The sequence below is a fragment of the Pseudanabaena sp. FACHB-1998 genome (assembly GCF_014696355.1).
Lineage (GTDB): Bacteria > Cyanobacteriota > Cyanobacteriia > Pseudanabaenales > Pseudanabaenaceae > Pseudanabaena.
In genome coordinates this window covers 65,068-84,423 of the sequence record NZ_JACJQA010000011.1, presented here as the reverse complement: position 1 = coordinate 84,423, position 19,356 = coordinate 65,068, and the positions used below count along the sequence as shown (strand labels likewise).

Sequence of the window (19,356 nt, the reverse complement as noted above, 5' to 3'; positions counted from 1 at the left end):
TTGATCGGGCAAGCCTTAGGAAATTTTCTGAAACTCTTTGCAAGCAAAACTTTCAAAAAATTTCTTAGGGTTTGGGATTATGCTCAAATTGCTGTAATAGCTCAAGTATAAAACTTAAGCAAGACTTAGGAGAATATCACCTTAAATCATGGAAATATCTGATATCAATGAAGTTATTGAAAATAACGAAGACGATTCTGACGCAGAAGATAAGCATGAAAAAGCGTCCGAATCCAACAGCGCTGATTCTAAAGAAAAAAGTAAGCCTAAAAATCAACTGAATAATTACGTGGCAATCACGGTGGTTTTGTTTGTCACCTTTATGGGGATATGTCAGGTCAAAAGCGGTAATGTGGTTCAGGCTATGCAAAAGGCTCAAGCCGATCGCATAGATACTTGGGCTTTCTATCAAGCTCGTAACGTCCGAGCCGAAATTGCCAAATCCACGATCGCTCAGCTAAAACTACAAGCAGCATCGATCCCCCTTGCTCCGCAGGCAAAACTCAAAGCCGATTTCGATAAAGAACTTGCCAAGTATGAGGCGATCGCGGCTAAGCAAGATCAAGAAAAGGAGAAGTTACAAAAACAAGCCGAAGAAGCGGAAAAACTTTACGAGCAGTTAAATGTCCATGATGATCAGTTTGACCTCTCGGAAGCCGCCTTTGCCCTAGCGATCGCCCTCCTAGCGATGACTTCGCTCACACAAAAGGGTTGGCTCTATGGTGCGGCGATGGTTCCTGCTGCCTTTGGTCTATTTATGGGACTTTCAGGACTATTAAACTGGGATTACCATCCTGAAAGCTTAACTAAAATGTTGTCTAATGGTGCGATTCATCGTACTTACAGCGCTTCGCACTCAAACCCGAACCAAGAAATTTTTTAAAAGGGTTGCAGCGCAACCCTTTTAAAAAATTTCTTGTGGTTCATCAAAACTAAAGCTAGAGAGAGTTGTGCCGCAACTCTCTCTAGCTTTACGCAAAAATTGTAATATCGCTGAAAAACCTAAAATTAGTTTCATAATGGGAAGCAGTAAACGTTTGCCGCTCGGTCTAAAACAGCGCAACAAACATCAATATATCTAAAATATATGAAAAATTTTATTCTTAACTTACTTCGCTACCCTAAATTCTTAGCTTTAATTACTGGTGGCGTTTTGTCGGTGATCATCGCTCCCATTATCCCCCTTCTCAAGCAACCCGTAACGGCGATCGCCATGATCACGGCGATCATTAGCGGATTTATTGGCGTATCCCTAGTATTAAGAGCTATGCTAGGTTTGGATGTGGCTTAGCCCATAGCAATTTTTTTCAAGTTTCTGCACAGCAAAACTTGAAAAATTCACGTCTTCGTTTAGAGCTTTGATGCTGCCGTAGGCAAAATCAAAACCGCTATACCAACGTGTTAAACATGTTAGAAACTATGTTAGACATCGCCATTATTTTATTGCTTGGCATAGCGCCGCCAATCCTCTCATTATGGATGCTTCATCGCGCCCAAGTTAAATACAGGCAGTTAAGTGACAGGCAGTTAAGTGCGATCGCTACACCCATAGTCGGCAGGCTTAAAGCTTTACCACCTGCTGATATGACTTGCATAGAAGGGTATGGTTATGTAATTGGCATGGTTAGCTGTAGATATAATGCGCGATCGCCTTACATTCGCTGTGCGGTCAATCCTAATGGTCCATGTGAAGGTTGCCGATATTACGAATAACCTCTATTTCTCTAATTTTTGATAGCGTCGTAAAGCTAGGTTATCAAAAATCTTTAATTAATTAATTTACTGTGTAAATGTAAAACTATGGCTACTACAAGACGAGTTGCTCGTGTCGCCGAACTCATCAAACGCGAAGTTAGCAATATGCTGCTCAAAGATATTAAGGACGATCGCGTAGGAATGGGTATGGTGAGTGTCACCGATGCCGAAGTATCGGGCGACCTGCAACATGTGAAAATTTTTGTCAGTATCTATGGTACTGAGGAAGCCCGTCAACAAACGATGGAAGCCCTAGCCTCAGCGACAGGTTTCATCAAACGTGAAGTTGGTCAAAGACTAACGCTGCGGCGCGTTCCTGAAATCATATTTCAGGAAGATCGTTCCTTTGAGCGTGGAGTTAAGGTTCTATCGTTGATCAATCAACTCAGCCGTGAACGTGAAGAAAAGGAGTCTAAATCAAGTGATTGAATTGATTAAAGCGGGTGGGTGGGTGATGTATCCACTCATTGCTCTATCAGTATTTGCCTTAGCGGGGATCATGGAGCGATTGATCTTTTGGTTGGAGATTCTCAAGCAAGAGCGTAAAACTGCCGAAAATATTTTAGCGATCGCCCGCGAAGATTTAACCCTTGCTGCTGAAATTGCTGAGCAATCAATCCAAGTACCTGTGGGACGTTTTCTTTATGCGCCTTTAGCTCTTAAAGAACCCGATCCTGAGTTGTTTCGCCTTGCCCTTGAAAGCACTGCCGACGAGGAGTTAGCAGGAATGCTAAAGGGGGAAAAGTTACTCGAAGCTGCAATTACGCTTGCACCACTATTGGGGCTATTAGGAACGATTACGGGGCTGATATCTTCTTTTGGCTCTCTCAAAATTGGAGATGTAGCGGCAAACGCGAAATCGGGAGGGTTAACTCAAGGTATTGCTGAAGCTCTAATCACAACGGCAACGGGGCTAATTATTGCGATTTTTGCTTCGGCCTTTCACCGTCTATTTTTAGCTCTACAAGATCAACAGGCAAAGTTGTTTATAAAGTTTGGTAATCAACTAGAGCTAATCTATCGCCAACATTGGCAACGCCTTAATTCTCGCTCTTAGTAAAAGAAGGATTCGCAAAGCGAATTCTTCTCTCAAAAAACAAAATTGGCGGCGCATTGCGCCGCCAATTTTGTTTTTTTGTACTATAGCAAAGTAAGAGTTAGCCAGTACAAACCAAAACCCAAAAAGCGAGTGGCGGCGCGAAGCGCCGCCACTCGCTTTTTGGGTTTTGGTTTATCCTCATGCAGTTGACCACCGCTATAAAGGAAGAAATGGCAAAGCTATTTCTTCCTTTGGTATTAGCTACTTGTTGGATGAAAATGATTGTAAATATGTAGGGCTAATTTTTTGCCAATCCCTTCGGTTTCAGCAATCTGCTCAACGGTTGCTTGCCGAATATATTCCACAGAATGGAACTTCTCTAGTAAAACCTTTTGGCGATGATGCCCTAAGCCCGTAATTTGATCGAGGTGCGATCGCTGCATTCTTTGGCTACGTTTTTGGCGATGGAAAGTAATCGCGAAACGGTGCGCCTCATCGCGCAACCGTCTTAACACTTGCACACCTGCACGTTCTGGATCATTACCCACTAATGGCTCTGATTGTTCAGGCAAGAAGATTTCTTCGCGTTTTTTGGCAAGGCTAATCACCGTTAGGCGATCGCGCAATCCTAATTTGTCGATAATCTTCATCACTGAAGAAAGCTGACCTTTACCCCCATCGATCATCACCACATCAGGAAAATCATCTCCACTGTTAATCCCCTCTCCTCCCTTGGGAGAGGGGCTAGGGGTGAGAGTATCATCCCCCTCTCCTAGGTTAGAGTGGCTAGAAGTAAGGACTTCAAAGGCGGCATACTTCCGAAATCGTCTGGCGATGACTTCTGCAAGGCTGGCAAAGTCATCGGAATGTCCTGACTTAATATCAGGATTACGGATTTTGTAATGGCGATAATGTTGCTTGGCGGGAATGCCATCGATAAACACCACCTGACTGGCGACAGCATCGGAACCTTGAATATGGGAAATATCATAGCCTTCGATGCGATGGGGAACACTATCGAGATTGAGCAGTTCCGCAAGATCTTCTAATCCCTGTAAATTACGATCGCTTTGTTTTTGGATTCTCGCTAACTCGTACTGAGCATTGCGTTCCACCATTTCGATTAGTTCTGCCTTGAGTTGCCGTTGTGGCGTGGCGATCGCTACTTTGCGCCCTTTACGATCGCTGAGCCATGCTTGCAAAATCTCGACTTCAGGAAGTTCTAATTGTGTATGAACTTCATTGGGAATTTCCACAGGATCGCAGTTTTGGTAATGTGCCTCTAAGGTGCGCTGCAAAATTGCTTCTGGCTGATCGCTCTGGCTATCCGCCACAAAGGCAAGCCTACCAACTAAACGCCCCGCCCTAATTTGAAATAGCTGAATACAAGTATGTTGTTCGTCATAGGCTAAGGCGATCGCATCGCGAGAAACCGTATCATCAGGCAGTGATACCTTTTGATTAGAGTTGAGATTTTGTAATACTTGAATGCGATCGCGCAGATCGGCGGCTTTCTCAAATTCCAAAGCTTCGGCAGCAACTTCCATCTTCTCCGTAAAAGATTCTACTAGCTCACTGGAGCGCCCTTGAAAGATCATTGCTACCCGTAACATCGTCTTCCGATAGTCTTCGGGTGAAACCTTTTCCTGACATACCCCCGGGCATAAGCCCATGTCATAGTTCAGGCAAGGACGATCCTTAAACATCGGTATCGGTCTTTGGCGAAGTGGAAAGGCGCGTTTAATAATTCCTAAAGTTCGTTTGAGATTGAACACATCGACATAGGGCCCGTAGTACTTATCCTTAGTACCACCCATTCTCCGTTTGCGAGTAATAAAAATACGCGGATAGTCCTCCGACCAAGTAATACAAACGTAAGGATATTTCTTATCATCCTTAAGTAAAACGTTGTAATAGGGCTGATATTGCTTGATCAGATTGGCTTCGAGGGCAAGGGCTTCGGCTTCAGAGTCGGTGACAATAAATTCTATTTCATGCACCAACTGCACCATCATGGCGATGCGTGGTGATAAGTCTTGACTGCTGCGAAAGTACGATCGCACCCGATTGCGGAGGGCTTTGGACTTACCAATGTAAATTACTCCGTCATGGCGATCGCGCATAAAATAAACCCCTGCTTCGAGAGGGATTTCTTTTAAACGAGTCTGTAGTTTTTCAGGATTTTGCAATAGCGGCTCAGTCATAAATCAAATCATAGCAAATCCCGATCGCTTGGCAGTTTCATCAATTCCTTAATCTTGCTGTATATTCATCACGACAAGCGATCGCGCAGTTCTAACTTCAAACCGCGCAACTCATTTAATATATATTCTCGATTTAGCGAATTTGTAATCATTTCACACCAACCGCTTGAAATTCAGGTAAAAAGGCAAGTACAATATCTTGCTCAGGAATCCCTCTCTGTATCAAATCCTGAGTAATTCCACTCTCAATTCCATCATATTCAATTAAAACTTTATTGTCCTTGATACTTACATAAATCAAATTACCACGCACACGCCGATCCCGATCCCAACCAAATTGCATTAACGCATAGCGACTATTCACATCATCAAATATCGTCTCTAAGTGAATATTGCCATGAGATGGACGGAGCTTAGCATATTCACTAATTACTTGCTTGATGACTGTTTGATAGGACTTGATGGTATCCATTGAGTTATCTCCTTAGTACTTAGATTTACGATAACAAGTTTCAACGGGATTTCAGCGATCGCTAGTTTACCAATTGGTTCATTAAATATATCGTTATAAGTTGCCTCAGAAATTGCCAAATACAGATCACGCTCTGGGTCAATCTGGTTGAGCAATATACGATACAAAGAATACTGCCCGATCGCTTACTCTAAATCAGTAACTTGAGACTGACCCCGAAACTGTTTGATTTCAATGGCAATTTGTTTGTTTCCTTGCTGAATGCCAATAAAACCACTTGTCCCAAGATCGACAAACAAAAAGCGATCGCCATAGGAAATAACATAGGGATCGTCAGTAATTTCCCATCCATCTTTAATAACTGCTTCTTTTACAGTTTCATGAATGGAGTCTCTAGCTGGCAAATTATTTCCTCCTTATTAATCCTTGGGTAGTCCCAAATCTGGTAAACCTTTCACAATTTTAACTGTTTCTAAGCTGACGGTGATGACTTGCTTAATCAATCTCACAATGTATTCTTCGTCGTCAAGACGATTAGGATCGTTGGTAATACCGCTTCGTTTGTCGGTGCTGACTTGATATTGATCGATGATCCAGTCTAGGGCAGAACGGTTGCCTAGTTTGTATTCAAAGGTTTCTGGGGGAATACCTGTGAGGGTTAGGAAGTCGTTATATTTGATTTGGGTTTTGTCTTTGCTGAGGCGCATTTTTTCGACTCGCCAATCGATTGAGAGGTCTTTGTTTTCGATATGTTTGAGGCGATATTCGGGTTGTTGTTCGTAGTTAATATGGATTTCGGTAAGGTGTTTTCCTGCGATCGCAAAGCTATGAAACTCTGGTGCGAAGGGGATGCGCGGTAGTTCGCGTTTGAGGTTGGCGGCGTAGCGATCGCGATAGTGGGGATGATGGAGTAGGGCGTAGGTGTAATAGAAGATGTCCCATTTGGTAATTTTGGGATCTTGATAATGGATTTGGAATTTTTCTAAAGCCCAATCAGTAATGTTTTCTTGGCGATTAGTTCCATCTTCGCTATAAGTGTAAAAGGGAAAACATTGAGTTTGTCTACCACCATAGTGTAGGCAAGGAATACAATTTGCTGCTTGAGCAGAGAATGGAACTTGAGCTTCAGTAACTATACAAATAACTTGGTTTTCTTCTTCGCTTTTTTGGGTTGGGAATACTAAGTGAAATTGACCTCTTCTATGAGTTAAAACATTGTCAAAATATAAGCTCTGACGAGTATATGGACGATAAATAGATTGTCTAATTTTTCCTGTACTAAAATCTACTTTTACCTCAGATTCTAGACATTCTTTTAATCGGCTACTCCATTTAATCTTTGTTTCGTCGTATGAAACAAAAGAATCAACACTATCACCTTCTTTTCTTTCGTTCTCCCATTTGTAAACCTGTTCGTTATAGAAATTTATAAATGATTGTATGTTTTTGGATAATTCTTGAATATTGAAGTTGTAAGCCCACTCATCTCTTGCTGTTTCAGCACCTCGACTATAAAGCTTAAAAATTGCATAAGCCGCCATACCATCGGTAGATTTAGCTTCTTTTGTCCCAAGTGGAATAAAATCTTCATACTCAGAATGTAAACCTTCCAGAAGCCAGTTATACTTTGCATCAGGCTCAATAGATTCCCATTTAATATCTTTAAAACTATCAATCGACTCTAAATGTTGAAGCTTCTGTTCTTTTGTCCAGAACTCATCAACTCTTGCATAATAAATCTTTGCCTTTCCCATTAATCTTAATCTCCATTAATTGGTAAAGAGCGAATACGAATGCGATCGCGATCAAAAATGATAATACTACCTGCATCAATACTTTCTTCAAGGCTAGGAAGATTTGCCAACAAGATTTGTAATTGTGTTTCAGGTCGGCGATCGCTATTGCGACGAAACAAGATAACTGAGGGTTTAGATTCCTGCTTCAAAGCCAACAAAGTACCAAAGTCGGTATCTGCGGAAATAACCGTGCGACCTTCTCTAGCTGCATATTCAAAAATCTCGATATCTTCAGATGCTTGCATACCATAGTCTCGGACATGACTCGCATCAAAACTAACCTGCCTCAAGCCAAATGCGATCGCTGGGGATAAAGGGTTGTCGATTAGAAATTTCATGCACTTAATAAAGGTAATTCTCTTTCACGCATAGCTTGAGCAGCATAGTGCAGAGCCTCGCGGATGTCTTCAGTTTGTAAATCAGGTAATGCTTCTAAAATTTCGCTATCCCGCATACCTTCAGCAAACATACCAACCACAGTAGCAACTGGAATGCGAAGCTCTCGAATACAAGGTACACCACCCATTTTTTTAGGATTGACCGTAATTCTTGTAAATCTCATTGCTAATTATTCTCCTGACGATGTTTGACAAAAATATTGACACTGACACCAACCTGAATCCCAAACACATTATTCTTTGTTCCAGATAATTTTGGGTTTTTTCTTACATTGCCTCCTAGATCAAAAATGTAGACCTGATCGAAATCATTCTCTAAATTTTTTCTAACTCCATCGAAAGCAAGATCGTTGATCAAGCTATTGTTGGTCACAAAAGCGACTATGCCTTCTTTATCTCCTATCCTATCAGAAGCCCATCGAATTGCTTTGACGTAAGGATCAGAAAGAGCATTTTTGTTTGTAGCCTTAGAATCCTTGCTGTATGTCTCACTTACTCGCTTATCCATTGTCGGATATTTACGATTGCGATTATTCAAATCTTCCGATTGATAGGCATTGTAAGGAGGATTCCCAATAATCACAAAAATTGGTGATTGCTTTTGTCTCTCAACACGCTTCGTATTTTCCGTAGAGAAAAGCGCCAAACTTAACTGCTTTGCTTCAGCAAGTTCAAACGTATCTACTAAACAAATCCCCTCAAACGCCTCATACTTCCCAGTTTGCTCAAAATACTCATGCTCAATATTCATCGAAGCAATGTAATAGGGCAGCAACATCACCTCATTGCAATGCAACTCATGCTCATATTTGTGAGGCAAAGCCGACTTCTGGATTTCCGCAATCTCACGCATCACCCGCATGATGAAATTTCCCGTACCCACAAACGGATCGAGAATATGCACACCCTTATCCACCAGAGACTTGCCAAACTCCCGTTGCAAAATCTCCTCCACACTCTTCACCATGAAATTCACAATTGGCTGTGGTGTATACACAATCCCATGCGTATCCGCCACCTTTGTCGAAAAGCCCTGAAAGAACTTCTCATAGACCGTATTCAAAAAATCCTGCTTTTGCGAAAAATCATCAATCGTTGCTGCTGTTTCTTCAATAGCCCCATAAAATCGATCCAAACTACTCAAAAAATGAGCGCGGCTGAAATGCTTAGAAGTCAAAGCATTGATCACCTTCTCAATCTCAACTGCAATAATATTTCTCTGAGCAAAATCAGGATTATTGAACACACTCCGAAAAATCCGTTCCGTTAGCAAATGCTGAATCAACATCTCCTCAACCGCCGACTCCGCCAGATTTGGATTAATCGACTGCCGACAAAGCAACATAAACGCCGCAAACGCATCAATAAACTTTTTGTTAGTCTTCTCCTGTGTGCGGATTAGCTCCAGTAAAGCCGTAGCATGATCCTTCACCCGATCGCCAAATTCCTCAGCCGCCTTTTCCCATTGCGCGATCGCTGGCGCACGATATTCAAAAAACTGGCGCACGATATCGACTAACTCTTGATCCTTAGTGAGATCCGCATCCATCACCAACTTGCCATCTTGATAGAGCATGGCGCGATCGGGACGCTGAAACAACATATTGTCTTTGGGATAACCCACCGCAAACTTTTTCGGGATTTCCTTCTTTAAATTGTCGTTAATATCCTTCGCTTCCCAATAAGCACGAGGCAAATTGTAACTATCCACCAAAGCCCCATCGATGCGAATCGGTTGCTTTTTCGAGCGTTTGATCGCATATTGCGGAATCAAAGTCCATTGAAATTGCCGCGCACAGGAATCTAACAAATTCTGAAAAGCACTACTCACCGCCCCCTCATGCACAATCCCCAACTTGGAATATTGTTCCAAGACCTCATAGTAATTCTTGATCGGCTTGTGCGATGGCTTGAGGCTAAGACTGGGCATATCTCTTTTGTGCAAACTTAGTCAATAGGATACTATATAAGGCTAGACAAGCATTTATAGCAGTTTTCCAAGGAGGATACACCTCTTGGAAAACTGCTATAAATATTACATTGATTATATTTAAGTATACTTACTCAGGCAAACCTGCGTGCAAGCGATAGACCCCCAAGACCTATATCCATTTCAGCTAGACTCATTTCAGCTACAGGCGATCGCCGCCTTGCAAGCGGGTAAGTCAGTCGTTGTTTGTGCGCCAACGGGTTCGGGGAAAACCCTCATTGGTGAATATGCCATTCATGCCGCCTTAGCGGGAAGGCGGCGAGTTTTTTATACCACGCCACTCAAAGCGCTTTCTAATCAAAAATTACGGGACTTTCGCCATCAGTTTGGCGATGAGAATGTGGGGTTGCTGACGGGGGATTTGTCGGTAAACCGTGACGCGCCCATTTTGGTGATGACCACCGAGATTTTTCGGAATATGCTCTATGGAACGCCCATCGGTGAAGTCGGTACATCCCTCACGGACGTAGAAGTAGTGGTTCTTGATGAATGTCACTACATGAACGATCGCCAAAGGGGAACAGTTTGGGAAGAGTCGATTGTTTATTGTCCTGTGGAAGTGCAGCTAGTGGCACTCTCGGCAACGGTTGCCAATAGCCAACAGCTAACGGATTGGCTCAACAAAGTACATGGCAGAACCGAGTTAATCTATTCCGACTTTCGCCCCGTTCCATTACAACATTCTTTCTGTAATAACAAAGGCTTCTTTCCACTGCTCGACAGTTCTAATCAGAAGATCAATCCACGCTTAAAGCCTCTCACCAATAAGCCGCCTAGTAAAGAGGAACGCCATAAAATTGTGCCTAGTATTGGCGCAGTAGTTTCCCACTTGCGACAAAGGGACATGCTACCAGCTATTTACTTTATCTTTAGCCGCCGTGGTTGTGACAAAGCGATTACCGAGTTAGGTAATGTTTCCCTTGTAAATTCTGCCGAATCTCTAAGGTTAAAGCCTCAAGTCGATAATTTTGTGGCGGCTAATCCCGAAATTGGCAAGCCAGTGCATATTGATGCTCTTTATCGAGGTATAGCTGCCCACCATGCGGGGATTTTGCCAGCATGGAAAGGCTTTGTTGAGGAACTATTTCAACAGGGTTTAATTAAGGTGGTCTTTGCCACGGAAACCCTAGCGGCGGGAATTAATATGCCTGCGCGAACTACGGTGATTTCTAGCATCTCTAAGCGCACCGATCGCGGACATCGGTTACTTAATGCTTCGGAATTCTTGCAGATGGCGGGAAGGGCAGGACGGCGCGGCATGGATGAAGTTGGCTATGTGGTAACTGTCCAAACTCCTTTTGAGGGCGCGAAGGAAGCCGCCCACCTTGCCACCTCTAGCGCCGATCCTCTTGTCAGTCAGTTTGCGCCCAGCTATGGCATGGTGATGAACTTGCTGCAAACCCATTCCCTCGAACAGGCGAGAGATTTGGTCGAACGGAGCTTTGGGCAATATCTGGCGGATCTCAATCTTGCGCCCCAAATCCAGAACCTCGAGTCGGTAATGGAACAGATTGCGAAGTTAGAGAAGGATCTCGCTAATGTCGATTTGAAGCAATTAGAAGTCTATGACAAACTGCGCGATCGCCTCCGCGAAGAAAAGCGCCTGCTCAAATTACTTGCCCAACAAGCCGAAGAAACTCGCCTACAGGACTTAGCATCCTATGCGCCTTACCTGCTATCGGGTTCGCCACTTACGATTCGCTCTAATAAAGGCTTAATTGTGCATACGGTTTTAGCTGCCAAGGTGCAAGGCTCTGGGCAGTTCCCTTGGTTTGTGTGCCTTGGTCGTGATAATCGTTGGTATGTGGCGGGCTACAAAGATATTGTGTTAGTCGGCAGTGATTTGCTATTGGATGGCGATATCGAATATCCCACCAAGTTAGCTCTGCGGCCGGGGCAGTCCATCGACGGCGATGAAACTAGCCTCGCGATCGCCCAAAAAATTACGCCCTTAGCCGCCCCCGAATTAGCGCCCGAAGTCCTCAAGCAACAGGCGCGAGTGGTGGCGATCGAAGCGGAAATGGATCGCCATCCTGTATCGAAAATGAGCGATCGCGGCTCTGTGTTTAAAAAGGTAAATCGCCTTGAACAGTTGCAACGCCAAATCGAATTTCAGCAAAAGGTCGTCAACGAGCGCCGCCAACGTCACTGGCAAGAGTTCATGAGCTTAGTGAATATTTTGCAGTCCTACGGCTGTCTTGAGGATACGAAACCCACGGACATTGGACAGGTGGTGGCGGCGCTACGGGGTGAAAATGAACTGTGGTTAGCCTGTGCCTTGCTTTCTGGTGAATTAGATAACCTCTCGCCCCATCATTTGGCGACAGTATGCGCGGCGATCGTCAGCGAAAATAGTCGCCCTGACAACTGGATTAAGTTCGGGCTGTCGCCAACGGTGGAGGATGCCCTTGATGGTCTGCGCGATCGCCGCCGTGAGTTAATGCATATCCAACGCCGCCATTTAGTTGATATTCCTGCTTGGCTTGATTACGAGCTGACGGGATTGGTCGAGCAATGGGCGCTAGGGATGGAATGGGTGGAGCTATGCCAAAACACCAATCTCGATGAAGGGGATATTGTGCGCTTGATGCGTCGCACGATTGATCTGCTCTATCAGATCCCCCATGTTCCCCATTTACCCACTCAAATCTACCAAGCCGCCAAACAAGCGGCTCAATTAATAGATCGCTTCCCCGTTAATGAGGTGATCTAATGTGCTTAGGAATACAAGTTATCTAATTGACTAAGATAACCTGAAAAATAGGATGATCATCTCTACAGATCTCAACAACATGGTGAAGAAAAAACATGGTGGATAAATTTTCGCTTTTTAGCACCAAACAAGTCACTAATAAATTAAAATTTCTGCCCTATGTCCTTGTGGGGATCGCTGTATTTGCCTTTAATTCTAATCCAGAGACTCATCCCTACTTACAAATTTACATCACCCTCCTCGAAGCAAAACTAGGCATCGCCGCAGTGTACTTTCTAAGTAAAAAATTGGGCAAGATTAATAAAGAAAAACACTCAACATAGCTACGTTAGGCATGGTGTATTGTATATCTAGCCTAAAATAGCAAATACAAAAAATAAGAGATAGAGAAGAGATAGGTATGAAGAGTAGAACTAATGCAATCCTTTGGTGCTTCTTTTTAGGGGCTTTCGGCGCTCATAAATTTTATCTGGGGCAAACTGGATGGGGTATTCTGTATCTACTATTCTGCTGGACTGGCATTCCCTCGCTCGCCACTCTCATCGAATTCATCATGTTACTTTTGATGTCTGAGGAAGAATTTAACCGCAGATTTAACGGTGGGGCAGGACAGGCAACAGCCTCCGTTAAAGATTCTACCTCGGCACTTAGTGACCTCAAAAGACTTTATGACGAGGGTGTGATTACTGCCGAAGAGTACGAAGAAAAGCGTAAAAAGTTACTGAAGAATATCTAAGAACTAATATCTCTTAACACTATGTCTCAACCTTCTTGGTTCGATCAAACGCCAAATTGGGTTTGGTGGTCTTTTTTCCCAGCATTAGGTGGTGGGGCGATCGCCTATGCAGGAGCGAAGTCAGGCTCTAATGTTTGGATTGGTATTGGAGCAGGATTTGTTGCTGCCGCAATAATTTTACCGTCCATTCCAATTTTATCTAAACTTGCGGGTTTAGTTTGGGTCGCTCAAATTGCTACCGCCTTTGCTCTCAAACGCGAATATTTAGTCAAGACCTATCCCAGAGATTTACCTTTACCAGATGATGCCAAGCTATTTGCTGCGATCGCCCCCTATCGCGCTAAGGTTGATATCAATGCCTGCTCGAAGAATGACTTGGTAAATGTTTTAGGCTTACCCATTGTTTATGCAAATGATATTGATTCCTTACGAGACGAAGGACATATCTTTACTAGCCTTGAGGAATTGCATGATGTTTTAGAAATTCCTAACTCAACTCTCAAGAAAATCGAGCCAATGGTCGTATTTAGCTATGATTATCGCCAAGAGTCGGGTTATTCATGGAAACGAATTAATTCTATGTCGGCGGATGATCTAATTGGTTTGGGACTGGAGCCAAAGGTCGCCCACGCGATCGCTGAGGAGCGTCAGCGTCGAGGAGAATTTAAATCGATCATGGACATCAAAAAGCGAACGGGAATTCCATTTAGCGCTTATCGACATCTAACTTAATCCCAGAATTATCAAAAAGAAGGGTGGCAAAATGCCACCCTTCTTTTTGATATAGCTAACTACTCCCTTCCCAGTATAAAAATAGACACTAAAACCCAAAGATTAGTGGTGCGGCGCGAAGCGCCGCACCACTAATCTTTGGGTGGGAAAGAGTAACACCAATTCACGAAAATATAGCCTGTTAAGGCTTGAATTAAAAACTAGAAAGCGAGTGGCGGCGCTTCGCGCCGCACCACTAATTCTTGGGTGGGAAGGAAATAACGCTATAAAAAGCAAACTCAGTAAAGGCTTTTAAAACTAAAAATGGCTACGCCATTTTTAGTTTTGGTATAACTCAAGCATTGCTATAGTATAAAAATCTAAAGTGTTATAGCCCCATTATTGACTCTCGAAGCATGGATTTTCAGTCGGTTATCTTGGAATTACAAAAGTATTGGAGCGATCGCGGATGTCTGATTGCTCAGCCCTATGACATCGAAAAAGGCGCTGGCACGATGAGTCCTCATACCTTTTTAAGAGCGATCGGTCCTGAGCCTTGGAATGTCGCCTATGTAGAACCATGCCGTCGTCCCACCGACGGGCGCTATGGCGAAAACCCCAACCGCTTACAGCATTACTACCAATTTCAAGTAATTCTCAAGCCATCCCCCGATGATGTCCTCGATCTATATCTAAATAGCCTCAAACATCTAGGCATCGATCCCGCCGACCATGATGTTCGTTTTGTAGAAGACGATTGGGAATCTCCTACCCTTGGAGCTTGGGGTGTGGGTTGGGAAGTGTGGCTCGATGGAATGGAAGTCACCCAATTCACCTATTTTCAACAGGTCGGTGGCTTAGACTGTCGCCCCGTTTCTGCGGAGATTACCTACGGGTTAGAACGTCTCGTGATGTACCTACAAGGAGTGGACTCAGTGTATGACATCGTATGGCGATCGCACCCCACTCTAGGCGACATTAAGTATGGGCAGGTGCATCACCAAGGCGAAGTTGAGCATAGTGGTTATAACTTTGGTAACTTTGGAGGCAAGCCACAGGATTCAGATTTACTCTTCCAATTATTCTTGCAGTACGAAAAGGAAGCAGCGCATTTAATCGAATCTGAGCTAGTGCTTCCTGCCTTTGACTACGTGCTGAAATGTTCGCACTCTTTTAACTTGCTTGATGCAAGGGGCGTAATTTCCGTAACAGAGCGTACTCGTTATATTGGGCGAATTCGCAACCTTGCTAGACAGGTTGCCAAGCTTTATTACAATCAAAGAGAAGCTCTCGGTTTTCCTTTAGGCTCAGATCTAAAGGTTCCCGTTTAAATCTTATTCATAAAGAGAGGTGTGGCACAAAACGCCGCACCTCTCTTTGTAAGGAGTTTGGCACGGTCACGATTTTGCCGAGCCTAGAATTTGCCAAGCCTAGAACAAGTTTTGATAAAGCCCCTTGCCTTTATCAAAACTTGCACTAGTAATATTTACTCATTCTTGAAGTTAGGAAACTATAGTTCAAAATGGACAGAAGAACTGGTTTATGGCTTTCTAACTGACATCCAGCAAAAATCAAGCTCCAATAACTTGTTACTACAAACGGGTTTCAGCGTTAAAAACTGCTATTTCGCAACAACCCTTTATAAATTGTGACAATCTGTAATAAAAAACGATCCAACGACATAGTATAAACAAATAGGTTAGAAATTTAACTAACTAGCTAAGCGAAAGTTAAGCGCTTAACTAGCTAAGTATTTCTACTCAACCCTTTAAAAACATAAATTTTTTCTAGCTGCTTCTAAAGCAAATTTAGAAACATTCTAGAGAGTGAGTGGCTTTGCCTATCTCAGTCTTTAAAAGACACTTAAAACATAATTTGGAGATAAACGTAACATGACATTAGATGCATTTGCCAAGGTAGTATCCCAAGCTGATTCACGTGGTGCATACCTCACCTCTTCTCAGCTAGATGCTTTGAGCTCATTGGTTGCTGAAGGTAACAAGCGTATTGATATCGTAAACCGCATCACTGGTAACTCTTCTACAATCGTTGCTAATGCTGCTCGTTCCTTGTTTGCTGAACAGCCCGCTTTGATCGCTCCTGGTGGAAATGCTTACACCAACCGTCGTATGGCTGCTTGCTTACGCGACATGGAAATCATCTTGCGCTATGTAACCTACGCTATCTACGCTGGCGATTCCAGCATCTTGGATGATCGTTGCTTGAACGGTTTGAGAGAAACCTACTTGGCTCTCGGTACTCCTGGAGCTTCCGTTGCAGTTGGTGTTAACAAGATGAAAGAAGCAGCAATTGCGATCGCTAACGATCCTAATGGCATCACTCGTGGTGATTGCAACAGCCTCATCGGTGAACTAGCTAGCTACTTCGATAAGGCAGCAGCAGCAGTTTCCTAGTTGTTATCTTTACTGATTGTTTAAAAAATTTATTTGGAGATATTGTAAATCATGTCGAAGACCCCTTTAACCGAAGCTTTAGCTACAGCAGATTCTCAAGGTCGTTTCCTCAGCGCTAGCGAATTACAAGTTGCTTTTGGTCGTTTCCGTCAAGCTGCTTCTGGTCTACAAGCTGCTAGAGCTTTGACCGAAAAGGCTGATTCTTTGGTATCTGGTGCAACCAATGCTGTTTACCAAAAGTACCCTTACACCACCACCACTTCTGGTCCTAACTTCGCTTCTACCGAAACTGGCAAGAGCAAGTGCTCCAGAGATGTTGGCTACTACCTCCGCATCGTAACCTATGCTTTGGTTGTTGGTGGTACAGGTCCTATTGATGACTACCTCATCAGTGGCTTGGCTGAAATCAACCGCACTTTTGAATTGTCTCCTAGCTGGTATGTTGAAGCTTTGAAGTACATCAAGGGCAACCACGGTCTTTCTGGAGATGCTGCTTCTGAAGCTAACTCCTACATTGACTATGTAATCAATGCTTTGATCTAGTTCTATCTCTAGATTAAATTCCTAAAAAAGCACCTCTTGCGAGGTGCTTTTTTAGTTGGAGAACCGAAGAGAAAATTGCACTGCAACTCTCTCTTCGGTTTTGATATAAAATGCTGTAGATAAAAATTGATAACAAAGCTATGAGCGAATCTGAACTTCCAGACGATAACCTGCTAACCATCGAACAAGCGCTAATAAATCTTCAATGTGATGACTTAGGGCTGAGGATCTATGCGGCATGGTGGTTGGGAAGATTTCGGGTCAAATTGCCTCAAGCGGTGGATTTGTTGATCTTGGCTTTGGATGATGAAGCCGATCGCACGGAGGCGGGTGGCTATCCATTGCGGCGTAATGCGGCGAGAGCCTTGGGTAAATTAGACGATCGCCGTGCCGTGCCAGCCTTGATTAAGTCCTTAGATTGTGAGGATTTTTATGTGCGCGAGGCGGCGGCGCAATCTTTAGAAATGCTAGGCGACAGTTCCTGTGTTCCTAAATTAAATGAATTAATTAAAACCCAAAGTTTTCAAATTAATTCAGACTCAGAGCCAGAGCATCCCTTTGATGCTTTTCTCGAAGCTTTAGGGAGCCTAGGCGCGGTTAACGCTATACCAGACATTCTGCCTTTTTTAGAACATCCTGTAGCGAAGGTTCAATTTGCCGCAGCAAGAGCCATGTATCAACTTTCCGCCGATCCTGAAGTTGCGAGTCAATATGGCGATCGCTTGATTACTGCGTTATCTAATAAGGATTTGCAATTGCGGCGGACAGTGCTTTCTGATTTGGGGGCGATCGGCTATTTAGGGGCGGCTGAAGCGATTAGTCAGACAATGGCTGAAAATAGCCTCAAATTGATTTCCCTGAGAGGATTGTTAGAAAAACAAATTCCCTTAGCGATTCCGCCACAACTTACCGATGGCGCAGTCAGGGTGATGACCCTGATGGATGATTTATTGTAGTAACTGCTTGCTGTTAAAGTGCTGAAGGCGCAGTCAGAGTTGTGATACTGATGGATGATTTATTGTAAAGTAGAGGAGCGCTTTGCGCTTCTATACTTTATCCATATATGACCGATCGCCTTTCCCAACTCATTCAAGCCGTAGAAGAAGCAGATTCTTCTAAGCTACTGCTCGAAGCAGTCCAAAATCTAGCGGACGCTCGATTAGAAGGAGCTATCCCTACATTGATTGAAGCTCTCAGCTATAACAACCCGGGGGCTGCCGTTGCTTCAGTTGATGGATTAATCGCCTTGGGAGATCCTGCGGTTCCTGCCTTATTACATCTTTTGGATATGCACAACTACACTGCGCGATCGTGGGCAATTCGCGCCTTAGCGGGTATTGGCGATCCTAGAGGTTTGGTAACTTTGTTAGGAGTTGCCACCGCAGATTTTGCTTTGAGCGTGCGGCGTGCGGCAGTCAAAGGCTTGGGGATGATGAAATGGCACTGGTTCCCCGATGAAGTTCGTGAGATCGCTCAAGAGGAAGCCTTGGAAGCCTTGCTATTTGTGGCGCAACAGGATGAGGAATGGGTAGTTCGCTATGCGGCCGTGGTGGGGTTAGAATCTCTAGGTATGATGATTGCCGATAGTTATCCTGAATGGTTAGGGCAGATTCAAACTCAAATGAATATCTTGTCCTGCAATGATGAAACCCTTGCAGTACGGGGTCGAGTGTGGCTAGCCCAAGCAAAACTAGAAGATAAGTTACAACAAATTTATACTGATAAATTAAATAATGTTATTCAAGCTTCCAATTATCAAGAGAGTACATCTCCTCTCTCTCCGAATGATTGGCAGGTAATTATGAATAAACTTTACGAAATGAAACGACAAGAGCGAACAGAAGTCTCAAAGTAAGTCAATTCCCAACACTTTCAAGACTTAGCTAAGGACTCCATAACTTAAGAAAGAACCGATTATTGATGGCACGGCTTCGCCGTGCCATCAATAATCGGTTCTTAAATTTTAATTTTCATAAAATTTCTTCTCTCTTTTCCCTAAACCCCAATTCGATTAGAGCTTTACGGATTTTGGCTTTGGATGGTTGTGTTTTGGGCATTGCTAAATTTAATTCCCTAGCGGTTTCTAGCATTTGCCTGATTAAAATATCAAGTAAGTTATCATCAACATCTTCTGGAACCTGCTCAATTCGACCTTGATATGCCAATGTGTAGAGTTCGAGATGATGCTTACCCATGATCTTGGCAAGCTTTCTTAGGGTTTCAGGCGTTGGACAAGTTCCCTTAAAGCACGCTCCCCGCAGTCTTGGTTGTGGGACTCCTGCCAATTCGGCAAGATGATTCATACTAATATCCTGTTCTTCTAAATATTGAAGAACGAATAAACCTAGCGGTGAGCAATCTTCAGTTTTGAGCTGTAACCTTGGGGGCATCTTTTCATATCAACAGTTTTGTCCAACAATTTTTCATCAAACGAGCCACTAAGAGATTTAATAAAAATGTTGCAAAGCAACATTTTTATTAAATCTCTTAGTGGGGTTTTGAGAGCAAATTGCTGTAAGAATTCAGTGCTATTGAGCTAGTAAAAGTTAGCTAATTCAGCATTATTGCTAGATTTTATCCTATTA

21 protein-coding genes and 1 pseudogene are annotated in these 19,356 nt (G+C 43.5%); 14 read left to right on the top strand and 8 right to left on the bottom strand.

All coding sequences use genetic code 11. From position 1 onward, the window contains the following. The first annotated feature begins 148 nt into the window (after nt 1-148). The 5 genes from H6F42_RS05510 (at nt 149) to H6F42_RS05490 (ending at nt 2,812) form a co-directional block, all read left to right on the top strand. On the top strand, nt 149-883 hold the full coding sequence (locus H6F42_RS05510; protein ID WP_190398358.1) for a DUF4337 domain-containing protein: 735 nt from the start codon (nt 149-151) through the stop codon (nt 881-883). A gap of 204 nt (nt 884-1,087) precedes the next feature. Then, the gene (locus tag H6F42_RS05505; protein ID WP_190398357.1) at nt 1,088-1,291 is read left to right on the top strand and encodes a DUF751 family protein; all 204 of its coding nucleotides are present in this window, start codon (nt 1,088-1,090) and stop codon (nt 1,289-1,291) included. Nucleotides 1,292-1,419: 128 nt separating this feature from the next. Continuing rightward, nucleotides 1,420-1,713, top strand: a complete 294-nt coding sequence (locus H6F42_RS05500; RefSeq protein WP_199288919.1) for a DUF6464 family protein — start codon at nt 1,420-1,422, stop codon at nt 1,711-1,713. Nucleotides 1,714-1,800: 87 nt separating this feature from the next. Continuing rightward, complete coding sequence (gene rbfA / locus H6F42_RS05495) at nt 1,801-2,184, top strand: 30S ribosome-binding factor RbfA (protein ID WP_190398355.1); 384 nt, start codon at nt 1,801-1,803, stop codon at nt 2,182-2,184. Continuing rightward, the gene (locus H6F42_RS05490) at nt 2,177-2,812 is read left to right on the top strand and encodes a MotA/TolQ/ExbB proton channel family protein (RefSeq protein ID WP_190398354.1); all 636 of its coding nucleotides are present in this window, start codon (nt 2,177-2,179) and stop codon (nt 2,810-2,812) included. Before rbfA ends, H6F42_RS05490 begins: the two co-directional genes overlap by 8 nt. 239 nt (nt 2,813-3,051) lie before the next feature. On the opposite strand, the gene uvrC is transcribed toward H6F42_RS05490, so the two are convergent. The 7 genes and pseudogenes from uvrC to H6F42_RS05455 form a co-directional block, all read right to left on the bottom strand. Continuing rightward, the gene (uvrC, locus tag H6F42_RS05485; protein WP_190398353.1) at nt 3,052-4,998 is read right to left on the bottom strand and encodes an excinuclease ABC subunit UvrC; all 1,947 of its coding nucleotides are present in this window, start codon (nt 4,996-4,998) and stop codon (nt 3,052-3,054) included. A gap of 148 nt (nt 4,999-5,146) precedes the next feature. Beyond that, on the bottom strand, nt 5,147-5,470 hold the full coding sequence (locus tag H6F42_RS05480) for a XisI protein (RefSeq protein WP_190398352.1): 324 nt from the start codon (nt 5,468-5,470) through the stop codon (nt 5,147-5,149). Then, nucleotides 5,428-5,874 (bottom strand): annotated as a pseudogene (locus H6F42_RS21810) (XisH family protein). Before H6F42_RS21810 ends, H6F42_RS05480 begins: the two are co-directional and overlap by 43 nt. 15 nt (nt 5,875-5,889) lie before the next feature. Then, a complete protein-coding gene (locus H6F42_RS05470; RefSeq protein ID WP_190398351.1) occupies nt 5,890-7,224 on the bottom strand; it encodes a type ISP restriction/modification enzyme in 1,335 nt (444 codons plus the stop codon). A gap of 5 nt (nt 7,225-7,229) precedes the next feature. Continuing rightward, on the bottom strand, nt 7,230-7,604 hold the full coding sequence (locus H6F42_RS05465; protein WP_190398350.1) for a DUF5615 family PIN-like protein: 375 nt from the start codon (nt 7,602-7,604) through the stop codon (nt 7,230-7,232). Continuing rightward, entirely contained in the window at nt 7,601-7,828 is a 228-nt protein-coding gene (locus H6F42_RS05460) for a DUF433 domain-containing protein (protein ID WP_190398349.1), read from the bottom strand. The genes H6F42_RS05465 and H6F42_RS05460 overlap by 4 nt, the downstream gene beginning before the upstream one ends. A 2-nt stretch (nt 7,829-7,830) precedes the next feature. Then, a complete protein-coding gene (locus H6F42_RS05455) occupies nt 7,831-9,594 on the bottom strand; it encodes an N-6 DNA methylase (RefSeq protein ID WP_190398348.1) in 1,764 nt (587 codons plus the stop codon). 148 nt (nt 9,595-9,742) lie between these two features. Here H6F42_RS05455 and H6F42_RS05450 point away from each other — a divergent pair, with 148 nt between their 5' ends. The 9 genes from H6F42_RS05450 to H6F42_RS05410 all read left to right on the top strand — a co-directional run bounded on the left by H6F42_RS05450 (nt 9,743) and on the right by H6F42_RS05410 (nt 18,626). Beyond that, nucleotides 9,743-12,367, top strand: coding sequence for a DEAD/DEAH box helicase (locus H6F42_RS05450; protein ID WP_190398347.1), 2,625 nt, complete (start codon nt 9,743-9,745; stop codon nt 12,365-12,367). A gap of 95 nt (nt 12,368-12,462) precedes the next feature. Then, entirely contained in the window at nt 12,463-12,690 is a 228-nt protein-coding gene (locus H6F42_RS05445) for a hypothetical protein (RefSeq protein WP_190398346.1), read from the top strand. A gap of 77 nt (nt 12,691-12,767) precedes the next feature. After that, nucleotides 12,768-13,103: an NINE protein gene (locus H6F42_RS05440; RefSeq protein WP_190398345.1), complete on the top strand. Its 336-nt coding sequence runs from the start codon at nt 12,768-12,770 to the stop codon at nt 13,101-13,103. A gap of 21 nt (nt 13,104-13,124) precedes the next feature. Continuing rightward, entirely contained in the window at nt 13,125-13,835 is a 711-nt protein-coding gene (locus H6F42_RS05435) for a helix-hairpin-helix domain-containing protein (protein WP_190398344.1), read from the top strand. A 395-nt stretch (nt 13,836-14,230) separates the two neighbouring features. Then, nucleotides 14,231-15,145 (top strand): glycine--tRNA ligase subunit alpha, encoded by a 915-nt coding sequence (glyQ, locus tag H6F42_RS05430; protein ID WP_190398343.1) that lies wholly within the window; start codon nt 14,231-14,233, stop codon nt 15,143-15,145. A 561-nt stretch (nt 15,146-15,706) separates the two neighbouring features. Then, nucleotides 15,707-16,228, top strand: a complete 522-nt coding sequence (locus tag H6F42_RS05425) for a phycocyanin subunit beta (protein WP_190398342.1) — start codon at nt 15,707-15,709, stop codon at nt 16,226-16,228. A 51-nt stretch (nt 16,229-16,279) separates the two neighbouring features. Further along, entirely contained in the window at nt 16,280-16,771 is a 492-nt protein-coding gene (gene cpcA, locus H6F42_RS05420; RefSeq protein ID WP_190398341.1) for a phycocyanin subunit alpha, read from the top strand. A gap of 140 nt (nt 16,772-16,911) precedes the next feature. Then, entirely contained in the window at nt 16,912-17,727 is an 816-nt protein-coding gene (locus H6F42_RS05415; RefSeq protein ID WP_190398340.1) for a HEAT repeat domain-containing protein, read from the top strand. Between the two features lie 107 nt (nt 17,728-17,834). After that, nucleotides 17,835-18,626 (top strand): HEAT repeat domain-containing protein, encoded by a 792-nt coding sequence (locus H6F42_RS05410; RefSeq protein WP_190398339.1) that lies wholly within the window; start codon nt 17,835-17,837, stop codon nt 18,624-18,626. A gap of 115 nt (nt 18,627-18,741) precedes the next feature. Here H6F42_RS05410 and H6F42_RS05405 read toward each other — a convergent pair whose 3' ends face one another. Then, the gene (locus H6F42_RS05405) at nt 18,742-19,161 is read right to left on the bottom strand and encodes a helix-turn-helix transcriptional regulator (protein WP_190398338.1); all 420 of its coding nucleotides are present in this window, start codon (nt 19,159-19,161) and stop codon (nt 18,742-18,744) included. Nucleotides 19,162-19,356: the final 195 nt, after the last annotated feature.

Excerpts from the sequence above, each read along its gene's own strand:
- H6F42_RS05405 (WP_190398338.1), bottom strand. The coding sequence starts at position 19,161 with ATGCCCCCAAGGTTACAGCTCAAAACTGAAGATTGCTCACCGCTAGGT.
- cpcA (WP_190398341.1), top strand. The coding sequence starts at position 16,280 with ATGTCGAAGACCCCTTTAACCGAAGCTTTAGCTACAGCAGATTCTCAA.
- H6F42_RS05510 (WP_190398358.1), top strand. The coding sequence starts at position 149 with ATGGAAATATCTGATATCAATGAAGTTATTGAAAATAACGAAGACGAT.
- H6F42_RS05480 (WP_190398352.1), bottom strand. The coding sequence starts at position 5,470 with ATGGATACCATCAAGTCCTATCAAACAGTCATCAAGCAAGTAATTAGT.
- H6F42_RS05455 (WP_190398348.1), bottom strand. The coding sequence starts at position 9,594 with ATGCCCAGTCTTAGCCTCAAGCCATCGCACAAGCCGATCAAGAATTAC.
- uvrC (WP_190398353.1), bottom strand. The coding sequence starts at position 4,998 with ATGACTGAGCCGCTATTGCAAAATCCTGAAAAACTACAGACTCGTTTA.
- H6F42_RS05445 (WP_190398346.1), top strand. The coding sequence starts at position 12,463 with ATGGTGGATAAATTTTCGCTTTTTAGCACCAAACAAGTCACTAATAAA.
- rbfA (WP_190398355.1), top strand. The coding sequence starts at position 1,801 with ATGGCTACTACAAGACGAGTTGCTCGTGTCGCCGAACTCATCAAACGC.
- H6F42_RS05440 (WP_190398345.1), top strand. The coding sequence starts at position 12,768 with ATGAAGAGTAGAACTAATGCAATCCTTTGGTGCTTCTTTTTAGGGGCT.
- H6F42_RS05460 (WP_190398349.1), bottom strand. The coding sequence starts at position 7,828 with ATGAGATTTACAAGAATTACGGTCAATCCTAAAAAAATGGGTGGTGTA.
- H6F42_RS05465 (WP_190398350.1), bottom strand. The coding sequence starts at position 7,604 with ATGAAATTTCTAATCGACAACCCTTTATCCCCAGCGATCGCATTTGGC.
- H6F42_RS05410 (WP_190398339.1), top strand. The coding sequence starts at position 17,835 with ATGACCGATCGCCTTTCCCAACTCATTCAAGCCGTAGAAGAAGCAGAT.
- glyQ (WP_190398343.1), top strand. The coding sequence starts at position 14,231 with ATGGATTTTCAGTCGGTTATCTTGGAATTACAAAAGTATTGGAGCGAT.
- H6F42_RS05425 (WP_190398342.1), top strand. The coding sequence starts at position 15,707 with ATGACATTAGATGCATTTGCCAAGGTAGTATCCCAAGCTGATTCACGT.
- H6F42_RS05505 (WP_190398357.1), top strand. The coding sequence starts at position 1,088 with ATGAAAAATTTTATTCTTAACTTACTTCGCTACCCTAAATTCTTAGCT.
- H6F42_RS05500 (WP_199288919.1), top strand. The coding sequence starts at position 1,420 with ATGTTAGACATCGCCATTATTTTATTGCTTGGCATAGCGCCGCCAATC.
- H6F42_RS05415 (WP_190398340.1), top strand. The coding sequence starts at position 16,912 with ATGAGCGAATCTGAACTTCCAGACGATAACCTGCTAACCATCGAACAA.
- H6F42_RS05435 (WP_190398344.1), top strand. The coding sequence starts at position 13,125 with ATGTCTCAACCTTCTTGGTTCGATCAAACGCCAAATTGGGTTTGGTGG.
- H6F42_RS05470 (WP_190398351.1), bottom strand. The coding sequence starts at position 7,224 with ATGGGAAAGGCAAAGATTTATTATGCAAGAGTTGATGAGTTCTGGACA.